Origin of the sequence: Pseudonocardia terrae, assembly GCF_021343995.1 — a bacterium.
GTDB lineage: Bacteria > Actinomycetota > Actinomycetes > Mycobacteriales > Pseudonocardiaceae > Pseudonocardia > Pseudonocardia terrae.
The window spans coordinates 36,552-52,026 of record NZ_JAJTTE010000001.1 but is presented as its reverse complement, the minus strand read 5'-3'; the positions used below and the strand labels follow the sequence as shown (position 1 = coordinate 52,026).

Genomic DNA, 15,475 nt, shown 5'->3' with positions numbered 1-15,475 from the left:
GGCCGAGCCTGTCAGATGTCGATCAGAAGATGTCGATCTCCTCGCCGGTGTCCGCGTCGTGCACCGTCAGGGCGCCAGACGGACAGGCGCGGGCGAGGTCGAGGGCACGCTCGTCGCCCGGTTCCGGGGCGCCCGTGACCGGTGTGGCGATCTCCTCGTCGTCGAAGCGGAAGAGGTCGGGAGCGTCGGCGACGCACTTCCCCGAGCTCATGCAGACCTCGCGGTCGACGTCGATGCGGTAGCTCATGTGCCCTCCCCCAACAGGACCGGATAGGTGGCCCAGTACGGCCGCGCGGTGGCCGTGTCGCGCTGCGGCGGGTGGCCGGGGTCGCGACGCACCCCGGCCCGGAACATCCGCTGCACCGCGCCGGTGACCAGGCCGAACAGGTGCTCGTCCGGGTCCGTGCCCGGACGGGCGACGACGCCCGCGGCCAGGTCCTGCCCGATGCAGACGTGCATGCCCGCGGCGAAGCTCAGCCCGAAGGGCGCCACCCCGGGCGGCGGGACGCGGTGCGGGCGGAACTCGGCGGCGTCGGGCCCGAAGAGCTCGGGGTCCCGGTTGAGGGCCTGCAGGTCGATGACGACCGTGGCCCCCTCGGGGATCTCGACGCCGGAGCGCAGCCGCACGGGCGCGAGCGCGCGGCGCATGCCCGTGGGGCTGGACGGGTTCAGCCGCACGGTCTCGTGCACGGCGCGCTGCACGAACAGCGCGTCGTCGCGGGCCGCCTCCGCGTCCTCGGGGTGCTCCTCGAGCCAGCCCAGCAGGTGGTCGATCGTCCGCACGAACGCGGTCGCGCTCGTGTGCGCACCGGCGAGCAGGAAGAACGCGATCTCGCGACGGATGACCTGCCACGGCAGGTCGAGCTCGTCGGCGTGCCGGAGCAGGGTGGTCAGGACGTCGCGTGGGACGTCGACCTCCTCCCCCGCGGCCTCCCGCGCCAGCAGGGCGCGCCGGCGCTCCGCCGAGGGGGCGAGGAACTCCGCGTCCCAGTCCTCGAGGGCCTGCGCGACCGCGGCGCGCAGCGCCTCCCGGTCCCCGGTCGCGTGGACCATCGTGGCGCCCTCGATGAAGCGGGCGTTGTAGTCGTAGAGCCGGGTGGTCTCCTCGGTGGTGCCCCGCGGCCGGTCGATGCCGGCGGTGAGCGCGGCGAGGTTGAGCATCAGCTCGTGCCCGAGGTGGACGAGGTCGACGCCGCCCGCGGCCAGGTACCGCGCCAGGGTCTCCTCGGTGACCTGCGGGAACAGCTCACGCTCGTAGCGCTCGAACACCTCCCGGCGGAACATCCGGTTCTCCACCCGGCGCCGGTTGCGGTGCTCCTGGCCGTGCAGGTTCACGAGCACGCCGGACATGACGACCTCGCCGGCGTCGTACAGCGCCTGGCGGAGGTCCTTGCTCCGGTACGCGTCGTGCGCGTCGGCGAAGGTGCTGAGGACGATCGGTGCGGCCTCGCGGGCGGTGGTGGTCACGATCTCTCCTCGACGGCGGCGGCGACGCGGAGCGCGGCGAGCCCGTCCGCGAACGTGGGCAGGTCGGCGTGGTCGCCGGTGGCGACGGCCCGGATCAGGGTGGCGAAGGGATCGGTGGCGCCCCCGGTCGGCGGGACCAGCTCGTGCGGCGCGCCGGCGGCGCCGTCGCCGATCCGGGCCCCGGTGAGGCGGACCGGGAAGTGGCCGGTGTGCCCGGCCGCCTCGGCCCGCAACATCCCCTCCGAGCCGTGGACGACCATCCGGAAACCGGCGCCGAAGTGGGCCACCCAGGAGCTGTGGACGGAGACGACCGCGCCCTCCGCCGTCCGGGCGGTGAACGCGGCACTGTCCACGCTGGTCGCGCGCACCCCACCGGGCCACTCGGGTTCCCGGGTCGCGACGGTGCCGCGGACGTCGGAGAGCTCCCCGAAGGTCCATCGCAGCAGGTCGGTGGTGTGCAGCCCGTGCACGCGCAGCGAGCTCGCGCCGTACCGCGGGTCGGCGCACCACCCCGACCCCGCGACCGCCGCGGGCTGGGTGAACGTCGGGTAGAACGCCTGGACGGAGACGTTGTCCACCCGTCCGACGAAGCCGTCGCGCACGAGCCGGCGCAGCTCGGCGAGCCCCGGGCGGAACCGGGACTGCATGTCGACCACGGCGACTCGGTTCCCCACGGCGGCGGCCATCGCCTCGCCGTCGGCCACGGTCGGGGCGAGCGGCGCCTCGCACAGCACGTGCTTCCCGGCCGCGAGCGCCGCGAGGACCATCTCGCGGTGCAGGCTCGGCCGCGTCGCGACGTCGACGAGGTCCACCTCGGGGTCCGCGCACAGCGCCTCGAACCCGACGTGCGCGCGGATGCCGAACTTCTCCGCGACGGCGTCCGCCGTCTCGCGGTGCGCGGTCGCCACCGCCACCAGCTCGACGACGCCCTCCGCCGCGAGCTCGGCGTAGACGGGCAGGTGGGTGCCCTGGGCGTAGCTCGCCCCGACCACCCCGATCCGCAGGGTCACGCCGGCACCGCCTCCGCGTCGTCCTGCAGGGCGGGCAGCACCTCTGCCCCGAACAGCTCCATCGCCTCCAGGACGGCGGCGTGGTCCGGCCCCGTCGGGTACCGGAAGATCATCAGGAAGTCGTCGACGCCCGCCTCCTCGCGGAACCGGCCGATCGTCTGCACGCACTCCTCGGGGGTGCCGAACACGAACCGGTCCCGGACGAACTCCTCGAGGGTGATCTCCGCGGACGACGTGACCCCGGGCAGGTCCGTGATGGCGCCGTAGTCGAACAGCGTGCGCGCCATGGCGAGCGCGGTGTCGCCGAACTTCTCCAGCGCGGCCTCCCGCGAGGTGTACGGCCAGCAGAACCGGATCGAGGTGACGTGCGGGGTGCGGCCCGCGGCCTCGGCGGCGGCGCGGTAGTCCGCGGCCATGCCGGCCATGGTCGGCAGCGACATCAGGGCGTTGGTGATCCAGCCGTCGGCGAGCCTGCCCGCGCGGCGCAGCCCGCCCGGCGTCCAGGCGGCGAGGTGCAGGGGCACACCCTCGGGGCGGACCGGGCGCGGGATGACCGACACGTCGTCGAAGGAGTAGATCTCGTCGGCGAACGAGAACCGCTCCTGGGTGTGCGCGGCGCGCAGGATCCGGACGGTCTCGTCGAACCGCTGGGCCCGGTCCTCCCAGCTCACGCCGACCGTCGAGTAGTCGACGGGCATGTACCCGACGCCCAGCCCGAGCCATGCGCGCCCGCCGGAGAGCTGGTCGAGCATCGCGGAGTCCTGCGCGAGCTCGACGGGGTTGTAGAGCGGCGCGATCGCGATCGCCGTCCCGACGCGGACCCGCCGGGTGCGGGCGGCGATCGCGTACGAAAGGTGCAGCGGCGAGCCGAAGTACTCGTCGGAGTACTTGTGCTCGGTGGTGAGCGCGGCCGAGAAGCCGAGCCGGTCGGCGGCCTCGGCCTGTTCGAGGATCTCCCCCAGCACGGTGTGCGGGTCGCCCGTGACCAGGCCCTGCGTGAACAGCACTCCGACGGACATCGACGTCTCCTAGGCGCGGGTCGCGGACGGGTCGAGGTGGACCAGCTCGATGCGGGTGTCGAGCATGCTCGGCATCCCGGCGTGCAGCACCGTGCCGTGGTCCGACCGGTCGTCGGCGCCCCGCGCGGCGGCCCGCCCGGCCACCCGGCCGAGGGTCAGCCCGCCGCAGATGTGGATGCCGCCGAGGTCGGAGACCGGGTTCAGGCCGCCGACGCAGTCCCCCGCGGCGAACAGGCCCGGGATCGCCGCGCCGAACACGTCGACCACCTGCATGTCCCGGGTGACCCGGAAACCGCCGCAGCAGAAGTTGACGCCCTCGACCATCGGCACGGCCGTGAAGGGCCCGGTCGCGCAGCGGCGCCGGCCCGGCGGGAGGACGACGCGGCCGTGGTCGGGGTCGACCGTCGCGTCGGTGTCGAGGAAGGCGTTCCAGCGGTCGACGGTGGCCTGCAGGGCCTCGGCGGGGACGCCGATCAGCGCCGCGAGCTCCGCGAGCGTGGCCGCCTGCACCGGGGGCTCGGGCATCTGCCCGATCAGCCCCTCCTTCTCCCGCGCGACCACGTCGTCGACGACGTACCAGGCCCGGCGGCCGGGCTGGGCGTGCAGCCGCTCGACCCGCTCCTCGTAGGGACCCGCCTCGTCGTGGAAGCGCTCGCCGGCCTCGTTGACGGCGATCGCGTCCTCCACCACGGACGACGACACGATCACCAGGGGCGGCACGAAGGTCATGTTCATCAGGTCGCCCCCGACCGCCTGGCCGAGCAGGTGCCCGGTGCCGCGGCAGGTGTCGATGCCGAGGTACGGCGCGCGGGCGACGAACCCGGGCTGGTAGCGGCGGCGCAGCTCGGGATTGGACTGGTAGCCGCCGGTGGCCAGCACAACCCCGCGCCGGGCGGTGAGCAGGTACTCGGTGTCCGCGGAGTCCGCGGAGTGCGCGCGCACCCCGGTCACCCGGCCGTCCTCCGTGACCAGCCGGTCGGCGAGCGTCCCGTAGAGCGTGGTGGCCCGCTCGAAGTCCGGCACGAACGCCCGCCCGAGCATCCAGGTGTCCTCGACCGCGGCCATCCGGTCGACGGTGTGCTGCTTGGGCCGCGGGATGAACCGGCTGAACCGCACACCGCGCTCGGTGAGCAGGCGGTAGGTCTCGGCGCTCTCCCGCGCGAACAGCCGGACGAGGTCCTCGTCGCACTCCACGCCGAACTGGTCCTCGGCGGCCTCGACCATCGCACGGGCGTCGGCGACGAAGGTCTCCTCCGAGTCGACGATCCCCTGCTCGGCCTGCATGTCCGAGCCGACGAACGCCAGGTACCCGGTGGACCAGACGGCGTTGCCGCCGATGTGCGGCATGGCCTCGACGGCCACGACCTCCACCCCGGCGGCCACGGCGGCGGACACGGCGGCCATGCCGGCGGGCCCGGTGCCGAGCACCACGACGTCCGCCTCGATGTGTACGGGTCCGGCCACGGTGCCGCCTTTCTCGAGGTCCCCGGGGACGGTCCGACCCTGTCGTGCGCTCCGGGCGGCGTCAAGACCCTAACGACGCCAGAACCGGAAGGTCCGCCTCGTAGACCGTCACGGCGTCGAACCCCTACCGCTCGCGCAGCTCCGCTAGCCGCTCGGCGACGGCGGCGCGGGACCCGATCAGGGCGTGCGGCGAGGCGAGCAGCTGCTCCGGGGTGAGGGCGAGGCCGAGCGCGGCAATCCGCCGGCGACCGGCGTCGAGCGGGTCTGCGGTGATCTCGGCCCAGTAGGGGTCAGCACCCGCTTCCCGCCGCCCCGACCATCAGGCGGCCGAGTCGTCGGCGCGGGCACGATCCGCAACCCGCGAACCGCGGACCCGGGACCGTCGCAGCACGGCCGGCTGCCGGAAGTCGTTGTTGAGCACCAGCGTTGACCTGCGCCGCCGCGGCCAACGCGACGAGCGGGCTGACCCGGGGAGCGGTCGAAGTGGTCCGAGACCTGGAGGCTGGTGAGGCCGGCGTCGTCGACCCGGCGGACGGGGTCGCGCCACTGCGCGGCGGACCTGACCGGTTCCCTCATCAGCACGCCGAGCTCCACGGGGTCCCCCTCGCACGTCTCCGGTGCTAGCGTCGTTAGGACTATCACGCCGAGGTGAACCGGGGACACCGATGGAGACGATCACGCTCGACGGCTACGCCGACGTGCGGGAGGCCTACCGCCAGCACGACCTGGAGCAGGCCCTGTACGACGCGGGCGGCGTGGTCATGGCCGACAGCCTGCTCGTGCTCCACGGTGCCGACCACCGCAAGCGGCGCCGGGTGGAGAACCGGCTCTTCCGCCGCGGCACCTTCCGGTATTGGGAGCAGGCGTTCCTGCGCGACGTCGTCCGGGACACCCTCGCGCCCTTCGCCGCCGCGGGCCGGGCGGACCTGCTGGAGGTGGGCTACCGCACGATCATGAACCTCACGGCGATGGTGGCCGGGCTGGACAAGCCCACCGGCAGCGCCGCCGAGGTGAACGCCGCGGTCGACGCGCTCTACCGCTTCGCGAAGAAGTTCTCCGAGGGCGCCACGATCGTCCACACCACCCGCGATCCCGAGGAGGTCCGGGCCGAGGTCGCCGCGGCGCTGGAGGAGTTCGACACGGTCTTCCTCCAGCCGTCGATCGAGCGGCGGGAGGCCCTGCTCGCCCGGCTGGTCGCCGGCGAGATCACCGAGGACGACCTGCCGCGGGACGTGCTCACCGCGCTGCTGCGCAACTGGGACGAGCTGGGGATCGACCGGGACGTCCTGCGCCGCGAGTGTGCCTTCTACCTGCAGGCGGGCTCGCACTCCACGGCCGACGCCTTCACCCACGCCGCCGACGACTTCTTCGCCTGGGCCCGGCGCGAGCCCGAGGCGGCCGACAAGGCGCGGCAGGACCCCGCGCTGCTGCAACGCTGCGTCTACGAGACCCTGCGGCTGCACCCCGCGAGCCCGGTCGCGCAGCGCCGCGCGCTGGCCCCGATCTCGCTGCGGGGCGGCCGGGAGATCCCGGAGGGCGCGTTCGTCGTCCTCGACATCGCCGCCGCCAACCGCGACCCCGCAGTGTTCGAGCGCCCGGACGTCTACGACCCGCTGCGCGAGGTCCCCGCGGACGTCCCGCGGTGGGGGCACGCGTTCGGCGGCGGGATGCACGCCTGCATCGGCACCGAGCTGGCGGGCGGGGTCCCCGCCCCGGAGGGGCACCCGGTCAGCGAGTCCGAGCGGGTGCTCGGCACCGTCACCCTGATGCTGGAGGCGCTGCTCACGGCGGGTGGCCGCCCGGATCCGGACGCCGCCCCGCAGCGGGACCCGCACTCCGCGCGCGACCATTTCGCGTCGTACCCGGTGGTCTTCGAGGGATGAGCGGGCCGGGCGGGACGAGCGCGCGGGCGGCGGTCGAGCGGTTCCTGGCGGCGGTCGGCGCGGGCGACGCCGCGGCCGCCGCGGCGTGCTTCGCCCCCGACGCCACCTACGCGAACATGCCCCATCCGCCGGTCCGCGGGCCGGAGGGCGTGCGCGGGCTGCTCGCGCCGATCCTCGACCGCTCCGAGTACGTGGAGTGGGAGATCGTCACGGCGAGCTTCGCCGAGGACCGGGCGTGGCTGGAACGGGTGGACCGGTTCCGGATCGACGGGCGCGAGTACGCCATCGAGTGCAACGGCGTGGTGGAGGTCGACCCGGGGACGGGCCTGATCACCGCCTTCCGCGACTACGTCGACCTGCAGGTCTGGCGCGGGCGGCTCGGGGACGTCCTCGGATGAGCCTGCGGGTCGGCGTCGGGCTGTGGACCGGCCAGGGCGCCGACAGCCGACAGAGCTACGGCGAGGTCGCCGACGTGGCGGTGGCGGCCGAGGCGGCCGGCTTCGACTCGTTCTGGGTGACCGAGCACCACGGCCTCCCCGACGGCTACCTCCCCTCCCCGCTCACCGTGCTCGCGGCGCTCGCGCCCGTGACGAGCCGGATCACGCTCGGCACCGGCGTCGTGCTGGCGCCGCTGCACCACCCGCTCCGCCTCGCCGAGGACGCCGCGGTGGTCGACCTGCTCAGCGGCGGGCGGCTCGTCCTCGGCCTGGGGCTGGGTTACGCCGAGCACGAGTACCGGGCCTTCGGCGTGGACCCGCGGACCCGGGGCGCCCGGTTGGAGGCGCTGGTCGGCGCCCTGCGCACGGCCTGGACGGGAGCGAGCTTCTCCTGCCCCGTCCTCGGGCTCGACGACGTCCGGGTCACCCCGACGCCGAGCCGGCGGATCCCGATCTGGCTCGGCGGGTACGCGGCCGCCGCGGTCGCCCGCGCGGGGCGGATCGCCGACGGCCACCTCGTCGGCCGGGGCGAGCCCGGGATCGTCGAGGCGGCGTCGGCGCAGCTCGGGGCCCCGCGTGCCGGGTTCACCCGCGCCGTCAACGTCACCTGTGTGCTCGACGCCCCCGGCGGCGGCGCCGGCTCGGCCCGCGCCGCCTTCGCCGTGCAGCAGCAGGCGTACGAGGCGATCCAGACGGGCCGCACGGTCTACTCGCGCACGGTCGCCGTCGGCGCCGACGTCGACGCGTACATCCAGGTCAAGGGGAACGTCGACGAGGTCGTCGCCGGGCTGCGCGGGGTCCTGGCGGGGTTGCGGGACTGGCCGGAGGTCCATCTCGTCCTGCGCCTGCTGTTCCCGGAGCCGGTGGCGGTCCAGCGGGAACGGCTGGCGACCTTCGGCAGGGAGGTCCTGCCGCGACTCCGGGAGGGCACGTGAGAACCGGGGACCCGATGGGACTCGAGGACAGGGCCGCCGTCGCGGACGTGCTGGCGCTGTACTGCGAGCGGGTCGACGAGTACGACCTCGACGCCGTCGCCGCACTCTTCACGCCGGACTGCGTCACGGACTACGGGCCCGGCCGCGGCGGGCTCGTCACCGGGCGGCAGGCCGTCCGGGACCGCATCGCCGCAGGCCAGGCGCAGTTCCGCCGCACCCACCACCAGCTCGGGCAGAGCCGCGTGACGTTCGACCCGGAGGACGGCGACCGCGCCACCGCCGTGACCTACGTGACCGCGAGCCACGAGGAGTGGGAGGGCCGGCAGTGGCGCGCCCACCTGCGCTACGTCGACGTCCTCGCCCGCACCCCGGAGGGCTGGCGGCTCGCCGAGCGCCGGGTGCACGCCGCGGTGATCGAGAACCGGCCGGAGATCGACTGGGTCTGGGTGCCGCGCCGGGAGCCCGACCGGGGCTGAGACCCGCGCGGCTCCGCGAGCGGTGGTCAGCCGAGCGCGGTCCGCGCCGCGATGCGGCCGAAGCAGAACGCCTCGGAGAGGTTGGCGCCGTCGGCGGGATAGAGCATGCCGACCGGCTGCCCCAGCTCCCCCGCCGCGAACAACCCCGGGACCGGCTCGCCGTAGGGATCGAGCACGCGCCCGCCCGCATCGCGCACCGGGCCGCCGGAGGTGTTGGAACCGCCCGGGTAGAGCGGCACGCAGTAGTACGGCGGCTCGAGCGGGACGAGGGTCTCCGGTGCCCGGCCGAGCGGGTCCTCCCCCGCGGCGCACGCGGCGTTGTAGGTCCGCACGGCCTCGTCGAGGGAGGCGGGATCGGGCATCCCGACGGCCGCGCCCGCCTCCGCGGGCGTGCTCCCGCGGCCGATCCAGCTCCGCGCGATCTCCGCCGCGTTGTCCGGGCTCCACTCGTAGAGCCCGACCTTGCAGGCACCGAGATGGGTCAGCGTGAGGGGGCCCGCGGCGCGCCGGCGCTCGTCGAACAGCCAGTAGCTGGGGATCCGGCCGTACTCGGCGCGCTCGTAGTCGTAGGCGAGCATCTCGTAGTAGAAGCCGTGCAGCAGCTTCGCCTGCATCGTCTCGTCGGCGTACCGCCGCCCGTGCCGGTCCACGATCAGGTACCCGGCGGGGTTGATGTCGATCAGGAAGTTCAGCCGGCCGCCTGCGGTCCCCGGGGTGTGCGCCTCCGCAGGCTGCTTCTCCAGCACGACGACGGAGGCGCCCGCGTCGTGCGCGGTGATCGCCGCCGCCGCGCCCGCCCCGCCGAACCCGACGACGATCAGATCGGTCTCCACCACGGGGCCTCCCGTTCCGCAGGTGCGGCCGCACCGCCGGACACCCGCCCGCACGTACCCCGACGAGTCCGAACGGCGTTAGCCTACTGACGACGCGCGGCGACCCGCAACGGCCCGGAGGCCGGGTCCCCTTGCGACGGGCGGGCGCCCGACGTTAGGTTCCTAGCGTCGGTCGGTCGTGACCCGGGGCACATGCCTCCGGCCACCCACCGCACGGCCGGTAGGTACAGGACCGGTAGGGACAGGACGAGGAGGTCCGGATCATGGGCTCGATGGTCGGCGCGGCGGTGGTCCGCAAGGAGGACCCGGCCCTGCTCACCGGGCGCGGCACGTACGTCGACGACGTCCGCCTGCCCGGCACGGTGCACATGGCGTACGTGCGGTCCTACCTCGCGCACGCCCGCATCCTGTCGGTCGACACGACCGGGGCGGCGGCCATGCCGGGCGTCCTCGGCGTCTGGACGAACGCGGACCTGGAGGGCATGCCGCCCAACCGCTCGGTGCCCGGGATGGAGCGGCCCTGCCTGGCGAAGGACCGGGTGCACTTCGTCGGCGAGTGCGTGGCCGTCGTCGTCGCCACGGACCGTTACCTCGCCGCCGACGCCGCCGAGGCGGTACTCGTCGAGTACGAGGAGCTCCCGGTGATGGCCTCGGTCGCCGCGGCGACCGCCGAGGACGCCGTGCCGATCATCGAGGGCACCGCCTCCAACGTCGTCCTGGAGCAGGTGCTCTCGGCCACGGACGCCGAGGAGGAGCTCGCCGCCGCGCCGCACCGGCTCGCGATCCACCTGAAGAACCAGCGCTGCGCCGCCGTGCCGATGGAGCCGACCGTCTGCCTCTCGGACTGGCAGAACTCCGGGCTCACGATCTACGCCACCACCCAGACCCCGCACCACATGCGCAACGAGATGGCGCAGATGTTCGGGCTCTCCCAGCAGGAGGTCCGGGTCGTGGCGCCCGACGTCGGCGGCGGCTTCGGCGCGAAGGCCTCCTGCTACCCCGAGTTCCTCCTGACCGCGGAGCTGTCGCGGCGGCTGCGGCGCCCGGTCAAGTACGTCGAGACCCGCAGCGAGAACATGACCTCGATGGTCCACGGGCGGGCCCAGGAGCACGACGTCGAGGTCGGCTTCGACGACGACGGCCGGCTGCTCGCCCTGCGCGTGCGGATCACCCAGGACTGCGGCGGCTGGCCCGACGCGACCGGCATCGGGCTGCCCACGCTGACCTCGTTCATGTCCGGCGGCTGCTACAAGATCCCGGTCATCGCGCCGAGCTTCCGGTCGGTCGTCACCAACACCACGCCCGTCGGCTCCTACCGCGGCGCCGGCCGTCCCGAAGCGTCGTTCATGATCGAGCGGGTGGTCGACCACGTCGCCGCCGAGCTCGGGCTGGACCCGCTGGAGGTGCGGCGGCGCAACTTCGTCCAGCCCGGCGAGATGCCGTTCGCCACCCAGTTCGAGGGCATCGTCTACGACGAGGCGGACTTCCCCGGCGCGCTCGACAAGCTCCTCGAGCACGTCGACTACCCGCTGCTGCGCAAGGAGCAGGCCACCCGGCGGGACGACCCGGCGGCCCCGCTGCTCGGGATCGGGTTCTCCACGTTCGTCGAGATGGGCGGCTTCGGCCCCACCCCGCTGTTCGAGCAGTTCGGCTACGTCGGCGGCTGGGAGTCCGCGAACGTCCGGCTCAACGTCGACGGGTCCGCGGTGATCAAGGTCGGCACCAGCCCGCACGGGCAGGGTCACCAGACGGCGTTCGCCCAGATCGTCGCCGACGAGCTGCAGATCGACTTCGACCGGATCACCCTCATCCACGGCGACACGGCCACCGTGCAGGAGGGCATCGGCACGATGGGCAGCCGCGGCGTGCCGGTCGGCGGCTCGGCGGTGATGAAGGCCGCGATCAAGGTGCGGGAGAAGGCGGCGCGGATCGCCGCGCACATGCTCGAGGCGGACGAGTCCGACGTCGAGCTGGTCGACGGCGAGTTCCGGGTCAAGGGCGCACCGGGCAAGTCCGTGGGCATGGGCGAGGTCGCGGTGCGGGCGTTCAAGCCGCACCTGCTGCCCGACGGCTTCGACCTCGGCCTCGACGAGACGGCCTTCCACGAGCCGCAGAACCTGTCCTACCCGTCGGGTGCCCACTGCTGCGTGGTCGAGATCGACCGCGACACCGGCAAGGTCCGGATCGCCCGCTACGTCGCCGTCGACGACTGCGGCACCGTGATCAACCCGCTGATGGCCAAGGGGCAGATCCACGGCGGCGTCGCGCAGGGCATCGCACAGGCCCTGCTCGAGGAGGTCGCGTACGGGCCGGACGGCCAGCCCCTGTCGGGGACGCTCGTCGACTACACGCTGCCGAGCGCCGTCGACCTCCCCCACTACGAGACCGACCACCTGGTCACGAGGACCAGCTTCAACCCCCTGGGGGCCAAGGGGCTCGGCGAGTCGGGCGCCACCGCGGCACCGCAGTCCGTGGTCAACGCGGTGGTCGACGCGCTGTCCCACCTCGGCGTCCGCGACGTCGAGATGCCCTGCACCCCGCAGAAGGTCTGGCGGATCCTCCAGCAGAACGGGAGCTGAGATGTCCCACCACAAGGTCCGGATCACGGTCAACGGCACGGTGGGCGAGGGCGAGATCGAGTCCCGCCTGCTGCTGGTGCACTACCTGCGCGAGACCCGCGGGCTCACCGGCACGCACGTCGGCTGCGACACGTCCAACTGCGGTGCCTGCACCGTGATGCTCGACGGGAGGACGGTGAAGTCCTGCACCGTGCTGGCCGTGGCGGCCGACGGCGCCGACGTCCTCACCGTCGAGGGTCTCGCCGGCGGCGGCGAGCTGTCCCCCGTGCAGGAGGGCTTCCGGCAGTGCCACGGCCTGCAGTGCGGCTACTGCACCCCCGGCATGGTCATGGCCGCGACCGGGCTGCTGCTCGAGAACGAGGCGCCCGACGAGACCGAGATCCGCGAGGGCATCGAGGGGAACCTCTGCCGCTGCACCGGCTACGACATGATCGTCGACTCCGTCCGGTGGGCGGCGGCCAACGGCGGCGCGGGCGAGGCCGCACACCGGCACGTCCACGGGCGGGGCGCACCCGCCCCTGATGCAGCCGCTCCGGCCCCGTCGGGCACCCAGCCGGCCCCCGTCGTGACCCCCTGAGCGGAGCTTGCGGAGCGAACATCAGCACTGCCGCCGCACCATCACCGAGGAGGACCCCATGGCCGCCGTCCTGCGCGGGCTCGAGGGCAAGAACGTACTGATCACCGGGGCGGCGAAGGGCCAGGGCTTCAGCCACGCCAAGGCCTTCGCCGACGCCGGCGCCGACATCGCCGCGCTCGACATCACCGAGCCGATCGCCGACATCTACCCGCTCGCCACGGCGCAGATGCTCGACGACACCGTCAAGGCGATCGAGGACAAGGACCGGCGGGTCATCCCGCTGCCCTGCGACATCCGGGACGAGTCCCAGGTCGAGGCCGCGGTCGCCAAGGCGCTGGACTTCTTCGACGGGCGGATCGACATCCTCGTCAACAACGCGGGCGTCGCGGCGCTGGACACCATCCAGGGCATGCGGTCGCACGTCATGGACGCGGTGATCGACACGATCGTCAAGGGGCACATGTACGTCGCGAAGTACGTGGTGCCGAACATGATCGGCCGCCGTTCCGGGAAGATCGTCAACATCTCCTCCGGGGTGACCGGCTCGGGACACGCGCAGCTGTCGCACTACGTGGCCGCCAAGCACGCGATTCAGGGCCTGACCTCGGCCTGGGCCTTCGAGCTCGCCGAGTTCGACATCAACGTGAACTGCATCGCGCCCGCGACGATCCGCCCGGGCGAGGGCCAGGGCTCCGGCATGGTGCTCGGGCTGGCCGGCGAGGTCGACATGACCCCGGGCGCCGCCTACGAGATGTTCTCCGAGGCCGGCAACATGCCCGGGCCCAAGTGGCGCACCGAGATGCAGAACATCACCGACGCCGTGCTCTTCCTGGCGTCGGACAACGCCGACCAGATCACCGGCCACATCCTGCGCGTCGACGCGGGGCAGGGCGCCAAGTAGCAGGCATCAGAACAGCACGGGTCCGGACAGCACGGATCCGGACGGCCCTCATTCGGACAGCACCGAACCGGACAGCGACGTCGGGGGACGCGATGACCACCACGGAAGACCGACCGACCAAAGCAGTCTTCGACCAGGACCAGGAGGCGATGCGCTGCCCCTATCCGCACTACGCGGAGCTGCGGCGCACCGCCCCCGTCTTCCACGACCCGGAGTACGACATCTACGTCGTGACCCGGCACGCCGACATCGAGAAGGTCAACACCCAGCCCAGGCTGTTCTCCAGCCAGAACCCGATGGGCCCCACCGTGTCCGGGGCGATCGCGGCGATCACCCGGGCCATGACGGACGTGACGCCGGAGTTCGCCGAGCGGGTCCGGGTCGTGATGAGCCGCGGCGACGTCCTCTTCACCCAGGACCCGCCGCACCACAGCCGGCACCGGCGGATCCTGAACAAGGCGCTCACCCCGCGCTCCGTGTCGCGCATCGAGCCGCAGATCCGGCAGATGTGCCACGCCCTGGTGGACCGCTTCGCCGCAGAGGGACACGTCGACCTCGTGCCGGCCTTCTGCTCCCCCGCCCCGATCCACGCGCTGGCCACGCTGCTCGGCGTGCCGGTGGAGAACTCGGGGGACTTCCGGCGCTGGGCGGACGCGATCAACTCCACGATCGGCACCTCGATGACGGACGAGGAGCTGCTCGCCACGTTGGAGACGCAGATCGAGTTCTGGACGTTCTTCGAGAACGAGGTCGAGGACCGCCGGCAGAACCCGAAGGACGACCTGATCACCGCCGTCGTCCAGGCCCGCAACGAGGGCGACGCCCCGTTGACGCCCAACGAGATGGTCGGGTTCTTCAGCCAGCTCATCGGCGCGGGCGCGGACACCACGACCAAGCTCATCTCCTCGTTCATGCTGATGCTGTGCGAGGACTCCGCGCTGATGACCCGGGTCCGGGAGCACCCCGAGGACCTGCCCCGCTGCCTGGAGGAGGGCCTGCGCCTGGAGTCCCCGGTGCAGGGCCTGTTCCGGGTCGCGACGGCCGACACCGAGCTCGGCGGCGTCCCGATCCCGGCCGGCGCCCACGTCTGGGTGGTCTACGCCTCGGGCAACCGGGACTCCGAGGTCTTCGACCGCCCGGACGAGTACGACGCCGACCGGGAGAAGCTCCGCTCCCACCAGGCGTTCGGTCACGGACCGCACTCCTGCATCGGCGCGCCGCTGGCCCGGGCGGTGGCCCGGATCGGGTTCGAGGTCCTGCTCGAGCGGCTCGACGACATCCGGCTGGCCGAGGAGGGATTCGTCCCCCGCTACGACCCCAGCTACGTGATGCACGGGATGCAGTCGCTGCCGCTGACGTTCCGGGCCCGATGACCGACACCGCCGATCTCGCCGCCGAGCTCGCGGACCTGCGGCGGCGGGTGGACGTCCTCGAGTCGCAGGACCGGATCCGCCTGCTGCGCAACCGCTTCCACGACTTCGTCAACACCGACCGGTGGGCGGAGATCGGCGGGTTGTTCACCGAGGACGCCGAGCTCGACTACGACTACCTCGGCCGGGAGTCCGGCCGCGCGGCCGTCGGGGAGTTCTTCGCGGCCATCCCGCGGCTGCTCCCCGCCGACGCCGGGACGCCGTTCGTGCGGCAGTTCGTGCACGGACACTCGGTCGAGGTCGGGGAGGCGGGGGACACGGCCACGGGCACCAGCCACCTGTTCGCCACGCCGATCTACCACGGCACGAGCTTCCTGTTCGCCGGGCGCTTCACCGACACCTACGCCCGCGTGGCGGGCGAGTGGCTCTTCGCCTCGGTGCGGCTGGAGATCTGGTACTCGGTCCCGCTGGCGGAGGGGTGGGCCGGGGCGGCGCGGCACCGCATGGCGCTGTAGGTCTCTCCG

At 73.3% G+C, this 15,475-nt stretch carries 15 protein-coding genes; 9 read left to right on the top strand and 6 right to left on the bottom strand.

Annotated features, from left to right (window positions below; all coding sequences use genetic code 11):
• Positions 1–22: 22 nt before the first annotated feature.
• Genes LWC33_RS00250 through LWC33_RS00230 form a run of 5 tightly spaced genes read right to left on the bottom strand, consistent with a single transcriptional unit; the run spans position 23 to position 4,960 of the window.
• Positions 23–247, bottom strand: a complete 225-nt coding sequence (locus LWC33_RS00250; protein ID WP_233302058.1) for a ferredoxin — start codon at positions 245–247, stop codon at positions 23–25.
• Positions 244–1,467, bottom strand: coding sequence for a cytochrome P450 (locus tag LWC33_RS00245; RefSeq protein WP_233302057.1), 1,224 nt, complete (start codon positions 1,465–1,467; stop codon positions 244–246). The genes LWC33_RS00250 and LWC33_RS00245 overlap by 4 nt, the downstream gene beginning before the upstream one ends.
• A complete protein-coding gene (locus LWC33_RS00240) occupies positions 1,464–2,477 on the bottom strand; it encodes a Gfo/Idh/MocA family protein (protein WP_233302056.1) in 1,014 nt (337 codons plus the stop codon). Before LWC33_RS00240 ends, LWC33_RS00245 begins: the two co-directional genes overlap by 4 nt.
• Positions 2,474–3,496 (bottom strand): LLM class flavin-dependent oxidoreductase, encoded by a 1,023-nt coding sequence (locus LWC33_RS00235; RefSeq protein ID WP_233302055.1) that lies wholly within the window; start codon positions 3,494–3,496, stop codon positions 2,474–2,476. The genes LWC33_RS00240 and LWC33_RS00235 overlap by 4 nt, the downstream gene beginning before the upstream one ends.
• Before the next feature lie 9 nt (positions 3,497–3,505).
• The gene (locus LWC33_RS00230) at positions 3,506–4,960 is read right to left on the bottom strand and encodes an FAD-dependent oxidoreductase (protein ID WP_233302054.1); all 1,455 of its coding nucleotides are present in this window, start codon (positions 4,958–4,960) and stop codon (positions 3,506–3,508) included.
• 665 nt (positions 4,961–5,625) lie between these two features.
• Here LWC33_RS00230 and LWC33_RS00225 point away from each other — a divergent pair.
• The 4 genes from LWC33_RS00225 to LWC33_RS00210 are packed head-to-tail and all read left to right on the top strand — an operon-like array spanning position 5,626 to position 8,691.
• Positions 5,626–6,843 (top strand): cytochrome P450, encoded by a 1,218-nt coding sequence (locus LWC33_RS00225; protein WP_233302053.1) that lies wholly within the window; start codon positions 5,626–5,628, stop codon positions 6,841–6,843.
• Positions 6,840–7,241: a nuclear transport factor 2 family protein gene (locus tag LWC33_RS00220; protein ID WP_233302052.1), complete on the top strand. Its 402-nt coding sequence runs from the start codon at positions 6,840–6,842 to the stop codon at positions 7,239–7,241. Before LWC33_RS00225 ends, LWC33_RS00220 begins: the two co-directional genes overlap by 4 nt.
• Positions 7,238–8,215: an LLM class flavin-dependent oxidoreductase gene (locus LWC33_RS00215; protein ID WP_233302051.1), complete on the top strand. Its 978-nt coding sequence runs from the start codon at positions 7,238–7,240 to the stop codon at positions 8,213–8,215. The genes LWC33_RS00220 and LWC33_RS00215 overlap by 4 nt, the downstream gene beginning before the upstream one ends.
• Positions 8,212–8,691, top strand: coding sequence for a nuclear transport factor 2 family protein (locus LWC33_RS00210; RefSeq protein ID WP_233302050.1), 480 nt, complete (start codon positions 8,212–8,214; stop codon positions 8,689–8,691). Before LWC33_RS00215 ends, LWC33_RS00210 begins: the two co-directional genes overlap by 4 nt.
• A gap of 26 nt (positions 8,692–8,717) precedes the next feature.
• On the opposite strand, the gene LWC33_RS00205 is transcribed toward LWC33_RS00210, so the two are convergent.
• The gene (locus tag LWC33_RS00205) at positions 8,718–9,527 is read right to left on the bottom strand and encodes an FAD-binding protein (RefSeq protein WP_308190871.1); all 810 of its coding nucleotides are present in this window, start codon (positions 9,525–9,527) and stop codon (positions 8,718–8,720) included.
• Positions 9,528–9,787: 260 nt separating this feature from the next.
• Here LWC33_RS00205 and LWC33_RS00195 point away from each other — a divergent pair, with 260 nt between their 5' ends.
• From LWC33_RS00195 to LWC33_RS00175, 5 genes are all read left to right on the top strand, one after another.
• A complete protein-coding gene (locus LWC33_RS00195) occupies positions 9,788–12,103 on the top strand; it encodes a xanthine dehydrogenase family protein molybdopterin-binding subunit (RefSeq protein WP_233302049.1) in 2,316 nt (771 codons plus the stop codon).
• Between the two features lies 1 nt (position 12,104).
• Positions 12,105–12,680 carry a (2Fe-2S)-binding protein gene (locus LWC33_RS00190; RefSeq protein ID WP_233302048.1) on the top strand — a complete coding sequence of 192 codons (576 nt, stop codon included), beginning with the start codon at positions 12,105–12,107 and terminating at the stop codon, positions 12,678–12,680.
• A gap of 58 nt (positions 12,681–12,738) precedes the next feature.
• Complete coding sequence (locus tag LWC33_RS00185; RefSeq protein WP_233302047.1) at positions 12,739–13,581, top strand: SDR family NAD(P)-dependent oxidoreductase; 843 nt, start codon at positions 12,739–12,741, stop codon at positions 13,579–13,581.
• A 92-nt stretch (positions 13,582–13,673) separates the two neighbouring features.
• A complete protein-coding gene (locus LWC33_RS00180; RefSeq protein WP_233302046.1) occupies positions 13,674–14,954 on the top strand; it encodes a cytochrome P450 in 1,281 nt (426 codons plus the stop codon).
• The gene (locus LWC33_RS00175) at positions 14,951–15,466 is read left to right on the top strand and encodes a nuclear transport factor 2 family protein (protein ID WP_233302045.1); all 516 of its coding nucleotides are present in this window, start codon (positions 14,951–14,953) and stop codon (positions 15,464–15,466) included. The genes LWC33_RS00180 and LWC33_RS00175 overlap by 4 nt, the downstream gene beginning before the upstream one ends.
• The last annotated feature ends 9 nt before the right edge of the window (positions 15,467–15,475 follow it).